At 40.2% G+C, this 12,580-nt stretch carries 9 protein-coding genes; 2 read left to right on the top strand and 7 right to left on the bottom strand.

Annotated elements, in window-relative coordinates; translation table 11 throughout:
- Positions 1-109: 109 nt before the first annotated feature.
- From SAE01_RS04500 to SAE01_RS04530, 7 genes are all read right to left on the bottom strand, one after another.
- Positions 110-1,465, bottom strand: a complete 1,356-nt coding sequence (locus SAE01_RS04500; RefSeq protein ID WP_147202464.1) for an alkaline phosphatase family protein — start codon at positions 1,463-1,465, stop codon at positions 110-112.
- A gap of 12 nt (positions 1,466-1,477) precedes the next feature.
- Positions 1,478-2,689, bottom strand: coding sequence for a metabolite traffic protein EboE (eboE, locus tag SAE01_RS04505; protein ID WP_147202465.1), 1,212 nt, complete (start codon positions 2,687-2,689; stop codon positions 1,478-1,480).
- A 37-nt stretch (positions 2,690-2,726) separates the two neighbouring features.
- Positions 2,727-3,890, bottom strand: coding sequence for a 3-dehydroquinate synthase (locus SAE01_RS04510; protein WP_147202466.1), 1,164 nt, complete (start codon positions 3,888-3,890; stop codon positions 2,727-2,729).
- 98 nt (positions 3,891-3,988) lie between these two features.
- Positions 3,989-4,879 (bottom strand): UbiA-like protein EboC, encoded by an 891-nt coding sequence (eboC, locus tag SAE01_RS04515; RefSeq protein ID WP_246113156.1) that lies wholly within the window; start codon positions 4,877-4,879, stop codon positions 3,989-3,991.
- Positions 4,880-5,014: 135 nt separating this feature from the next.
- Complete coding sequence (locus SAE01_RS04520) at positions 5,015-6,001, bottom strand: TatD family hydrolase (protein ID WP_147202467.1); 987 nt, start codon at positions 5,999-6,001, stop codon at positions 5,015-5,017.
- 32 nt (positions 6,002-6,033) lie between these two features.
- On the bottom strand, positions 6,034-6,903 hold the full coding sequence (locus SAE01_RS04525; RefSeq protein ID WP_147202468.1) for an EboA domain-containing protein: 870 nt from the start codon (positions 6,901-6,903) through the stop codon (positions 6,034-6,036).
- 1 nt (position 6,904) lies between these two features.
- The gene (locus SAE01_RS04530; RefSeq protein WP_147202469.1) at positions 6,905-7,285 is read right to left on the bottom strand and encodes a transmembrane 220 family protein; all 381 of its coding nucleotides are present in this window, start codon (positions 7,283-7,285) and stop codon (positions 6,905-6,907) included.
- Positions 7,286-7,764: 479 nt separating this feature from the next.
- On the opposite strand from SAE01_RS04530, the gene SAE01_RS04535 reads away from it, so the two are divergent.
- Positions 7,765-10,722, top strand: coding sequence for a SusC/RagA family TonB-linked outer membrane protein (locus SAE01_RS04535; RefSeq protein WP_147202470.1), 2,958 nt, complete (start codon positions 7,765-7,767; stop codon positions 10,720-10,722).
- 17 nt (positions 10,723-10,739) lie between these two features.
- On the top strand, positions 10,740-12,263 hold the full coding sequence (locus tag SAE01_RS04540) for a RagB/SusD family nutrient uptake outer membrane protein (protein WP_218029092.1): 1,524 nt from the start codon (positions 10,740-10,742) through the stop codon (positions 12,261-12,263).
- Positions 12,264-12,580 lie beyond the last annotated feature (317 nt).

Raw genomic sequence — 12,580 nt, forward strand, 5'->3', positions numbered from 1 at the left:
ATTTCTTTCCGAACTAATAGTTGTATTCTTCAGGTTTACACTCTATGAACCAATGATGCTCTAAAAACACGCGCAATAATTGATTCAAGTAGGTTAAATCAGGAAGTCTCTACTTTTTTAAATGATCCCAAATTACCTGGTAAACCTCTGTAGCATTAACCGTCTTGTTAAGGCCGAATGCTGGATTTGTAATTAAGACTGGATGAAAATCAACCGGTACTTGTATGTTTCCATGTGAACCCTTTATCAGCGTTGCATCCAGCGGAATTACATCCATTACGTACCTAAATCCTGCTTTTTTGCGAAGTAGTTTATATCCTGCTCGTGCCTTTGAAGTCATAAACATTTCCACCGGATCATAACCTGGTTTTTTATGGATGTCAACTACACGTGCATAATCAGGTGCTACTGCATCATCAAGCCAGAAGTAATAAGTGAACCAACTTTTTTCAGCTGCCATCAATACAAACTCACCTGCCCTTTCGTGGTTAATATGGTAATCTGCCTGCGCTTGCCTGTCAAGTACGAGCGATATTCCCGGAACTTTTTCAAGGAGTTTTTTAACCTTTTCTGTAACCGAAGGATCGTTTATATAAACGTGCGCAACCTGGTGGTCTGCTACGACAAAAGCTTTTGACGCTCCTGGATCCAACAATTCGAGTCCTCTTTCAATGCGAATTTGTAAAAGGTCATTTTCTCTGAATAACCTGTTTAAATGTATTGGAGTAGTTACCGGAGCTATGCCATATTCAGACAACAGAATAATAGAGGCATTTTTCTTCTCATAAAAAGTAACCAGCTTCTCAACGACGCTGTCAATCTCCTGTAATTCTTTACTGATTTTAGAAAAGTCAGGACCGAACTTTTGAAGACAATAATCTAAATGAGGCAAGTATATTAAAGTGAGGGTAGGATCGTACTTATCATCTGTTAGTATAGATGCATCTGCAATCCATTCTGTTGATTTGATATTAGCCCCCGGTCCCCAGAATTGAAATAAAGGGAACTGTCCTAGTTTCTGCTGCAATTCGTCTCTTAGCTCGGCAGGGTGGGAGTAGCAATCCGGCATCTTGCGTCCGTCAGCAAGATAGTTAGGTCGTGGCGTAACGGAATAGTCAGAAGATGTGTACATATTGTACCACCAGAACATAGTTGAGCAAGTAAAATTTGGATCTTCTTTTTTTGCCCGTTCCCAAATTTTTTCTGCATGAACCAATTTGTTTGATTGCTTCCAAAACTTAACCTCGCAATCTTCACGGTCGTACCAACCGTTTCCTACTATTCCATGTTCTGAGGGCCACTTGCCTGTGAGATAGGTACATTGAACCGTAGTAGTTACTGCAGGTAAAACCGGATCAATCGTTGTTAGCTGCTGTTTTGAAATGTATTGTTTTATGAACGGCGTAAACTCTCCAATCACACTAGAGGACAAGCCTACAATATCGATGACAACAGTTTTATTCATATGCTACTAATGTTACAGCGAAAGTTGGTTACTTACCCACTTTAGCTCTCTTATAATAGATTGATCAATTGGTAATTTTAAAGACTCCGGAAGTACTTCCCATGTATAAGTCTCAACCTCGAGATGATTGGTAAAGGGATTAGATTTCTGAATTTCAAGAACCTGAACAATATCACTTTGAGTTGAGGCTAACAATCCAAATTCTTGTAGAAAAACCGGTACGTGAAAATGAGCCCGCCATTCATTCACGGTAGAATTTTCTGCATCCGCTAAAGCCTCGGGAAGATCGCGATAGCGAACGAAGCCGCCCTCTTTTTTGTGAGCAATAACCTGGTGTAAATAAGTTGCTTCGTTGAAAGTTGAAAAGGCTTCTTTAATTTTTGAACGCTCTGGAATATCATCACTCATCCCTGCTTTTAATGCGGCGCTTATTTGGATTTTGCCTACATGAATTCCTTCGGCTGTCAATTGCTTTATTATTTCTGCATGGGGCTCGTAGCCGATTGCGAAATGACAAACATCGTAGCACAAACAGATATGCTTCTTTATCATTTTTTCTGCCTCATCATGGGATACGTTATATTTTAATGCAATCCTTTTAATGCCCGCATTCAGCAAATAATTTTGAAACCACTCAAAAAATTCTTTGCCTGTTTCCAGGATACCATCGGGTTCAGGTTCTATATCAAGATGTAAAGTTTTTCCGGTGGAGTTGTGAATATTAATTAAGTGTTCTGCAATTTCAAGAATATGGTTTGTTGCCAGTTCTTTAGCCAAACCCAAAGCATCATCAGATGGGAACCAGTAGCGGTAACTAAGGGGAGAGGTAGAAACACCACCGTCAAGATCTTCAGGAAGCAATTCTGCAAGGATATCAAAAAGGCGCTTAGTATAATCGAGACGATCGGTGGTAGTCCAATCTGGCGCATGCACATGGTCCTTAACAACGGTATGATGAAAGCCACCAAACGGGAAACCATTCATCGTAAAAACATACGCATTGTTCTGCAGTAACCATTCTTTGAAAATTGCTAATTCTTCTTTTTGCGAAAGCTCAACACTAGCGACGTTTGACAATCTTAATCCGATACCTAAAGGAGCTTCAGGGGAAAGCTCGCTTTTAATTTTTGGGAAATTTTGTTTTAAGGCAGCAAAATGATCAAACCAGTTTTCTCCTGCATGTATGTTTGTGCAATAAGTTAAATGACCGCCGATCGTTTTCATATTTTGCCTGGCAACTTTTACTTGTTGTTTCTAAGAATTAAGCCTTTTCGAGGTTGAGCGCTTTTAATTGTTCCGAAGCTTTTTTCACCAAATGCCAATCCATTTCATTTACCTCTTTTCCTTTTCCGATAGCTGTAAGCAAAGTAATTGTAAGACGGCCGCCCAGATGTTCACGAAATTCGTCCAGGCCAAGTAATAAGGGACTATTTTCTTCATGCACTTCCATCATCGGGTGAGTTATATCGAAGCCTAGATTGATAAGTAAATTAATAATTCGTCTTACCTCATCTGCAGAAATGTCTCCTTTAAGTCCTGAATAAACGCTGTCTAATGCGATGCCCATTGCCACGGCCTCACCGTGCATTACTTCGAAGTTTGTTAACTGCTCTAGTTTGTGAGCACTCCAATGGCCAAAGTCTAAGGGCCGGGCAGAGCCGGTTTCAAAAGGATCTCCACTGCGAATGTGTTGAAGATGAAGTTCAGCACAGCGCTTAATGAGATAATTCATTGTAGGAAGATCTCTCTTTGAAAGATCGAAAGCATGCAGTTCGAGCCAATTAAAAAACTCAGCATCTTTTATCAAAGCCACTTTTACTGCTTCAGACATACCTGACCGCCAATCACGATCAGTGAGTGTTGTTAGAAACTGGTCATCATTAAAGACAGCTACCGGTGGAGCAAATGTGCCCATGAAGTTTTTCTTGTTTTTGAAATTCACTCCATTTTTCACTCCAACCCCGGAGTCATTTTGAGACAATACAGTGGTAGGTATCCTAATGTGTTTTACACCTCTATGAGCCACAGCTGCCGACAAGCCCGCCATGTCAAGCACCGAACCTCCGCCAATTGCGGCCAGGTAGGAATGACGGTCGATACCGAAATCATTTACAGTATTTATCAGGAACTCGTTGTAGTATGAATGATTTTTTACCTTTTCTCCCCCGGGAACTAAAACAATGTTTTCAGCAAGCTTTACAGTTTTGAAATGATCAAAATAAGCATTGATTTTATCTACAAGACCCGGATGACTTTGCGCAACTCCTTCATCAAGCACGAACAGTATTTTCTGTTGCATGCCTTCAATTTGTCTTTCCTTGAAAAAGTCCTCTAAAAGGGTGTTAGTAGTATCGAATAGTCCACTGGTAAAATGTACTCTGTATTCAAATTTGACTGAAAACGACTGTTCTAAATAATCATGCATGATGCAATGTAGTCTGCCGGTTAATGGCTTTTTAAATTTGTTGGGGTAATACTTATAAGCAAAGGTATATAAGCATTGATTTTAAGGATGCAAATATATCAGGTAACTGCAAATAGTCGTCCCAGTTTTAGCGACAGGGGTAATAAAATAACAATTACAATAGCAAGATAAAGGGCTCCGAAAGCTGCAGCCCAGGCGGCGTTCATAAGTATTAAAGCTAAAACGCCTGCTTTTACAGCTTTGCCTATGTTTCTTCCGACAGGTTCTTTAATAGCAGTTAGCAAAGGTTTGAAAATCATCCAGGCAAAGGGCAAAACAAAAACAAGGGTGAACAGTAGGTTGCCTTTCAGAAAGGAGTAGTTTAGGATGGCAGTTAAAACAATAGCGTATAAAAGTGCGGCGGTATAGAGGGTGGCTTTACTTCCACCGTGCACTTCGCCTCTGCTAATCATTGTTATGGATGCGATATAAATGATAGGGATAATGGCTAAAAGCCAATGGCCCTGTAGTGCAAGTGGAATGATGCTTATTCCTAATAAAAGATTTAAACCTCTGCATAGTCCCATGTTGACCGGCCCTAGCAGCCGATGATGTTTTCCTAATTTGTCGTATACAAGCGCTGACACCGTAATGCAAAAAGCCAGTAAGCCGGCGATAACGCTAACAAGAAAAGCAAGGATAATACCTGCAGCCAGTAAAACAATTCCCAGAGTGGCTGCTTCTTTTTTTGTAATAAGTCCGCTGGGAATTGGACGTTCGGGGCGTTCAACCCTGTCTAGTTCAGCATCAAAAACGTCATTGAAAACTACACCACCTCCGTATAAACCAATGGTGGACAGACACAACAAGACAACAGGAACGAGGTTTTGAAGTTGATTGGTTTGATGTAGAAAATAGCCTGAAATAGCAACACCAGCTAAGACATCGGCAATGGATGTAACAATGTTAGCAGGTCGCATTAACCGTAAATAGCCTGATGTTTTGTTCACTATAGTTGAAAGCTGTTTGGAATAAGAAAAGCGCTTTTAATATTCAGACTGAAGCTGCTTGAGGCGTTGCCGATAAACGGAATGCGACGCAACGATGCAGGTGTAAGAACGAATGTTTGTAACCAACATTTTCTCTTAACTGATAATGATAGATGCCTTGTCAATGCGTGGCTGTTGACCTCCACGTAACACCGTGTTGCCTTCGAACTTCACTGACTGGTCGATATTCTTAATTGACACAAAATCTTCCTCATTTATCTGCCCGCTCTTACCGAAAGCCGTGATGGCATTTTGGTAGGTAACCAAATGAATGTCGTGATTGCTGATGCCACGTTGCTTCATTAAGGCGGCAGTTTTGGGGACCGCAAGTGGGTCGCTGATGCCCCAGTCTGCAGCGGAGTTAATCATGATTCGTTCTGAGCCGTATTGTTTTACAATCTCAACCATCCGCTCGTTACCCATTTTTGTGAAAGGGTAGATGGTGAAGGCCGTCCAAAAACCGCGATCAAGGACTTCTTTTACTGTTTCTTCGTTGTTGTGGTCAACCACAACCATATCAGGACTTAATCCATGCTCAATAGCAATGTCCATGCTTCTGCGCGTGCCCCTTTTCTTGTCTCTATGAGGCGTATGAATTTGGACGGGAAGTCCTGCATCTTTCGCCAGTTCCAATTGCTGGCGGTAATATTTTTCTTCGGCTGCGGTCTGGTCGTCAAAGCCAATTTCACCTATACCCACGACGCCTTCTTTCATTATAAATAACGGAAGGATTTCCATTACCTGCTCTGCAAGAGTTTCGTTATTTGCTTCGCGAGAGTTGAGGCCTATTGTGCAATAATGTTTTATGCCAAATTGAGATGAGCGAAATCTTTCCCAGCCGATAAGGCTGCTATAATAATCGCGGAAACTATCGATTCCTGTTCTTGGCTGCCCGAGCCAAAAAGCCGGCTCTATCAGTGCGACTACGCCTGCATCGTACATCGCCTGGTAATCGTCGGTAGTACGCGAGGTCATGTGCACGTGTGGGTCAAAAAAACGCATTCCTTTGATACCTTCTAAATCAACAGGCGTTGAGGCATCTGTCGAATTTCTGTTCTCACCGTCATTAGAACTGCAACACATATGGCAGAGATAAATAAGTTAATAAATGGGAACTATAAAGTGTTCCAGTTAAGTGTATTTTCTGTTATAGCCTTTTTCAAATCCGGTTCTTTTTCAACCAACTGCTTTGCGGGCTTGTAAGCACTGAAATAACAAGCAAGTGCGGCTGCCTTTCTCTCAGAGGTTTCACTGTTTTTGAAAGCTTTTTCCAGGTTACTGAAATTACTTTCATTTATAAAAGGTGATACGAGCCGCCACAACTGGGGGTTAACCAGGCGGTGCGCAGCCCAGCGCTCATTGGCATAATCAATTAAGATAGATGCCAATTCTTCATTTGCTCTTTCGTCTAAACCAATAATTCTCTTTACATCTTTATCGGTAAAAAAAGCTTTCATCACCAGTTGGTTCCAAGCTTGCTCACTTAAATATTGATAAGGATAAGGATTGTTGTACATGATTGCTTCCAGCACAACACCAATATTACTTCTGATGCCTTCGCTGCATTGCTTTTGCCAATCTTCAGCATAATTAAAAGCTGGCAAAGCAGAGTAGAGGGCGACTTGTTCGTTCATTTCTGCTGCCCTAAAAAGATTTTCTAACTTCTTAAAGTAGATTTCCTTGTCTGACGAATTTACTTGCAATAATATCCAAACCCTGCAAAGTCTGTCGATGGTCCAGTCATTAATGTTAAATTCAGGATGTATTTGTTTTAATTTTTCTTGTTCCCCCGGAAGCACCTTAATTAATTGCCTGCCTGTTTTACGCGGAACTGCTACAAAAGCAAGGTTTAATTGTAAAGCGTTTTTCTCTTCTTGTACCTGCGAAGCCTTTTCCTGCAGCCAGCTGTTAATGTCAGAGGATACATTGTATTGTAAAATATCGCCAAATACTTCTTTTAAAAAGTCGCCTTTATTCTGCTGCATATCAGGAATGAAGATTATTAACGGCAAAATAGTTAATAGCCAAAGCGGCACTTATTATAATGAGACCAAAAAATTCTCTCGTCTTTTCAATATACGGTTTAGTCGCCTGCATGCTCTCTACAATACTGGGCTTATTGTATTTCATGATCCAATCTCTGACCCCGTCTTTGGCAAAAAAAAGTTTGATAGCATACACAATGTAGAATGTGATAGCAATAAGGTAGATAAGCGGGTAATATAGATGAAAAGCTGCCAGCCCACAGCAGATGGCTGCAACCATGTAAATAGGTACCCAAAGCCAGGAGTCGTTGTCGTTGAGATTTACATAAGCGAATAAAATAAAAGCTATACAAAAGAAGCCGTTTAAAATACTTAGAAACATGGGATTTTATTTAGCAATCATTACAGGATAATTTCTAAAGCAAAAATAGAATGTAATAGTGAGAAATATTCTTTCAACGTTCCAACTTTTGAAAGTAACGGACGGACGAGTAATACAATTATAATTGTCATCAATTTCAGAATTTGTTTTGTTTACAGATCAATTAACACTTATACCACTTCCGGGGCTTCTACTTGTGTACTTCTACTCTTGTACTTCCAAATTGTAATTAACCTGGTACTATTATAATATTTTATAAAAAATATTTAGGACCGAGGTGCAGCAAAACAGTCTAAAAAGAAATCTTAAACTGAGGCTTCTAATAACCATTCTTCAAAATTTTTAAAAAGCCATGCTTTAGATCAAATAAAGTATCAAGACAGTTTGAGAAATTGGTTTATAACAAAAAAAAGTTAAAGAAATACCAACAATAATTTAAAAAGTACATGTACTTTTAACACAATAAACTCTACTGCTATATGAAAGAAATTAAACTCTTACTATGCCTTGTTATTCTGGTATGTGTGTCTGTATTCTCTTTTGGGCAATCCAGAACGGTTACGGGACAGGTGACAGATAGTAAGGATAATTCTCCACTTGTTGATGCGACAGTTTCAGTTGTCGGAAAATCAGTCAGCACAAAAACGAAAGCAGATGGAAGTTTTTCCATCAATGTACCTTCAGGTTCTAACCAATTAAGGATTACCTATATTGGTTTCCAGGACCAAACGGTAAGCATTACCGGAAGTAATGTCACCATTTCTATGGCTGCATCAACAGAAAATCTTACCGATGTTGTTGTAGTAGGTTATGGTACTGCAAGAAGAAAAGACCTTACAGGCTCTGTCGCTTCTGTAAAAGAGAAAGATTTTAATAAGGGTGTTTTTACATCACCTGACCAGTTGATCCAGGGTAAAGCTGCAGGCGTATTGGTCATCAACAATACCGGACAACCCGGCGGTTCTACAACAGTAAGAATCCGCGGGGCCTCTTCTATCAGATCCGGAAACCAGCCATTATTTGTCGTAGATGGCGTGCCTCTATCAGGCGGTTCTGCCCGTCCCGGTGGAGCTGGTTCAGGTTCTTATGGTAATGATGCCGGAAATCCTTTGAACTTTATAAATCCTAGTGACATTGCCGGTATCGAGATATTAAAAGACGCCTCTGCGACTGCAATTTATGGCTCCCGCGGCGCAAACGGCGTTGTATTAATTACTACTAAGAGAGGCAAATCAGGCGCTCCTCAAGTAGATGCAAGTGCTTCAACCAGTGTTAGTTCTCTTATTAAAACATTGAAAGTGTTGAATGGGGATGAATACAGAGCTGCATTGAAGGATTACGGGCTTACAAGCGGAGATTTTGGAGGCAACGTTAATGCTTTTGATGCCATTACCCGTAAAGGTATTACTCAAAATTACAGCACAGCAATAGGCGGTGGTACTGAAAATGGACGATATAGAATATCCGCTGGTTACCTTAATCAGCAGGGCATTATTAAAACTTCTAATTTAAAAAAGTTTACCGCTAATCTTACCAGTAATTTCAGGTTCTTAGAAAGTAAAAAATTAGGCCTTGATATAAACATATTGGTTAGTCAAACTGATGAGCAAATTGCACCTATTTCAGCTTTTGTTGGTTTTGAAGGTAATCTCATTTCGCAAGCCTTACAGTGGAATCCTACTCATCCATTAATAAAACCCGGGACTGACTCAGCCTGGATCGACCCCCTTGCCGGAGAAACGACCATTAATCCTCTTGCCCAACTAAGATACTTTGATGATAGAGCGAAGGTAAATTCTATCATAGCCAGTATATCGCCCTCGTATAAAATTACAAAGGATCTTGAGTATAAGTTTCTTTATAGCGTTAACAGGCAGGTGGGAGTAAGACGAGGTCAGGTAAACCGGTTATTAAATGCTTCGGGGATTGTTAACAGAGGTGCCGCTTTTATAAGCAACTCGGAGCAAACGAATACTCAAATAACTAATACACTCAATTATAATAAGCAGCTTACTTCTGATTTTAATCTAAATGCTGTGGTAGGACACGAATGGCTCACCTTCGACTCAAGAGGAAATTCTTTAAACGGTCAGGATTTTACCAATGTAGGGTTGAATTATTATGATTACATCGGATATTCTGCTCAAAACACCCGCGGAATTGGTTCCTCTGCCTCACCTACAACTGAGTTACAGTCTTACTTTGGCAGGGCGATAATTAATTATAAAGACAGGTACTTGATAACCGGAACATTCAGGGCAGATGGCTCTACGCGGTTCGGAGAGAACAATAAGTACGGTTATTTTCCCTCAGTAGGAGTAGCGTGGAACGCTTCCAGCGAAAACTTTTTAAAGAACAATACTTTTATAAACAATCTTAAGGTGCGTGCCAGTTGGGGTAAAACGGGTAACCAGGAGTTTCCTTCCGGAGCTTCGTTAAACAGGTTTGGATTTGGTCAGCAATCTATTTCCCGGGCAGCTTTTGGAAACCCAGACCTGAAGTGGGAGACCTCAACAACAACAAACGCTGGTATAGACTTTAGTATCCTGGGGAATAGGATCTTTGGATCGGTAGATTATTTTTATAAAAAGACTACCGACGTTTTATTTGAACAAACTATTGCGCAACCTGCGCCTTCGGGAAGAATATGGATTAACCTTCCCGGATATGTTCTAAATAAAGGGGTTGAAATCTCATTAACTGGCTCAGTACTTCAAAGCAAGGATTTAAACTGGAACATTGGTGGTAATGCTTCTTTTCTGCAAAATGATGTGCAAGGTTTAAAAGGTTTCTATGAAACTGGTGTATTAAGAGGACAAGGTTTTTCTGATGTAAGAGGTCAGCGTCTTATAAACGGACAACCATTGAATGTCTGGTATTTAAGAAGATTCGAAGGAATTGATAAAACGACAGGGCAAAGTATATATACGGATGGGGGTAATACCCTTTTCTACTCTGGCAGTCCAAATCCAAAAATGTTGTTAGGGTTGACAACTGACTTCAATTATAAAAAGTTAACCGCTACCGTTAACATGAACGGAACTTTTGGACATTACTTGTTTAACAACACAGCAGCCTCAGTGTTAGGCATTGGAAACCTGGGAACAAGGAATATTGCCAAAAACCTAGTAGGAACAGGTATCAAAGAAGCCGTCTCTAATGCTCCATCCCCATCTACCCGTAACCTCGAAAAAGGGAATTATATTAAAATGGCTAACGCAACCATTAGTTATAGAATCGGGAATATTGGAAACAGTATCAGGAATTTAAATATTTCGTTAACAGGCCAAAACCTGTTTGTAATAACCAAGTACAGCGGATTTGATCCTGAAGTAAATACAGATGCCGGTCTTGACGGCATACCTTCATTGGGGGTTGAATATATTCCTTACCCTTCTGCAAGAACATTCCTTTTAGGGTTAAACTTCTCTTTATAATTTAAAAAATGATGGCTATGAAATATATAAAATTATTCTTTTGTTTTTTCTTAACGCTACTAGTCTTTTCTTGTACCAAGCTGGAAGAGAACTTCCGGAGTCAACTTGAAGAAAGTAACTCCGGTACAATCTCTGCTGCTCAATTATTAATTAGTGCATATAATTCTCTTAATACCTTTCAAAACGGCAATATCTGGCATGTTAACCAGCATACTACCGATGAAACAATAGCTCCAACACGGGGTCCGGATTGGGATGACAATGGCCAATGGAGAGCGCTGCACGCACACACATGGAACGCTGACCAGGGCCAGATAAGAAATGCCTTTAATGATTTACTAAGTGCACAGTTTGCCGCCTCAAATGTACTCCAATTCAACCCCACGCCTCAGCAAGCTGCAGAAGCGAGATTTATCAGGGCATTATCAATGTATATGGTACTTGACGGTTGGGGACAAGTGCCTTACAGAGAAAATCTGACCGACTACAGAATAACACCCACGACATTGAAAGGCACTGAGGCGACAGACCTTATTATTTCTGAATTAACCAGCATTATTTCTACCCTTCCTGAGAATAGTGAAGCTTACGTTGCAAACAAAAATGCAGCCCGTGCTTTATTAATGAAAGTTTATTTAAACAAGGGAGCGTACGTTAATCGGGCTGCACCGACTTTCGACGCGGCAGATATGACAAAGGTAATTTCACTTGCTGATGAAATAATCGGAAGCAATAAGTACTCGTTGGATGATAATTTCTTTGACAACTTTGCTCCTGACAATAACACTAAATCCGCAGAAAATATTTATACCCTTTATAATCAAAATGGCGACCGCGGTGGTGGAGTTGCAAATTCAGCAATCCAGGGCTTTCATTATAATATGAGTCCCAGAGGCAATAATGGATTTTCAACACTATCTGATTTCTATGACAAGTTTGAGGCAACAGATCAACGAAGAGGTATTTATTATAATTATGCTGCAGGGCTACCTAACCCTGGCAAAAGGATAAACGTTGGGTTTCTGGAAGGGCAACAGTACAATTTGACTACTGACGCTCCTTTGCAAGATAGGAAAGGCAACCCTTTAATCTTTTTCCGGGAGGTGAAAATTAGAGAAACGGACCCAAATATGCTGGAAAGAACAGGTATCAGGGTAGTTAAATATCCCTACGACTATCCTCATCTAAATCAACAGAGCGATAACGATTGGGCAATCTTCAGGTACGCCGATGTACTGTTAATGAAGGCGGAAGCTCAACTTCGTTCAGGAAATACAGCGGGTCCTTTGGTAATTGTAAATAGTGTACGTCAGAAAAGAGGTGCTACTCCAATGGCTTCTGTTGATCTCGCTAAGTTGCTGGATGAACGTGGCCGCGAAATGTATTGGGAAGGATGGAGAAGACAGGATTTGATCCGTTACGGAAAATTTTTGCAGCCTTGGCAAGAAAAACCAGCTGATGATCCTAAAAACCTATTATTTCCAATCCCCAGTTCCCAACTTGCAGTTAACCCAAACCTAACTCAAAACCCTGGCTATTAAATAACGAACTAAATTTTAAAAATAAAAAGGTCATGTAATAGTGACCTTTTTTCGTTTTGTACTGAATGGTTGCTTTCGATAAAAGGTTAAGTGCCGCTAGAACAGGAATGCAGACAAAGGAAACTTTTACCACTTTTACATGCGGAACTGGTAGGTGTTGTACAAACAATACAATCGGCTAGTTGGAGAAGTAATAGAAAACTTTAAATAGATTTGACACGGAAGAAAGATCAACAATAATTTACGGATAATGTGATTGCGCCGCAACGATGACACCATGAAAACTAACGTTGGTATAAAAAAAAATACAGGAAGCT

Origin of the sequence: Segetibacter aerophilus (assembly GCF_007991655.1) — a bacterium.
GTDB lineage: Bacteria > Bacteroidota > Bacteroidia > Chitinophagales > Chitinophagaceae > Segetibacter > Segetibacter aerophilus.

What these genes read in the sequence shown, in the direction of transcription:
- SAE01_RS04500 (WP_147202464.1), bottom strand. Translation starts at nt 1,465, where the DNA reads ATGAATAAAACTGTTGTCATCGATATTGTAGGCTTGTCCTCTAGTGTG.
- eboE (WP_147202465.1), bottom strand. Translation starts at nt 2,689, where the DNA reads ATGAAAACGATCGGCGGTCATTTAACTTATTGCACAAACATACATGCA.
- SAE01_RS04510 (WP_147202466.1), bottom strand. Translation starts at nt 3,890, where the DNA reads ATGCATGATTATTTAGAACAGTCGTTTTCAGTCAAATTTGAATACAGA.
- SAE01_RS04520 (WP_147202467.1), bottom strand. Translation starts at nt 6,001, where the DNA reads ATGTGTTGCAGTTCTAATGACGGTGAGAACAGAAATTCGACAGATGCC.
- SAE01_RS04525 (WP_147202468.1), bottom strand. Translation starts at nt 6,903, where the DNA reads ATGCAGCAGAATAAAGGCGACTTTTTAAAAGAAGTATTTGGCGATATT.
- SAE01_RS04530 (WP_147202469.1), bottom strand. Translation starts at nt 7,285, where the DNA reads ATGTTTCTAAGTATTTTAAACGGCTTCTTTTGTATAGCTTTTATTTTA.
- SAE01_RS04535 (WP_147202470.1), top strand. Translation starts at nt 7,765, where the DNA reads ATGAAAGAAATTAAACTCTTACTATGCCTTGTTATTCTGGTATGTGTG.
- SAE01_RS04540 (WP_218029092.1), top strand. Translation starts at nt 10,740, where the DNA reads ATGAAATATATAAAATTATTCTTTTGTTTTTTCTTAACGCTACTAGTC.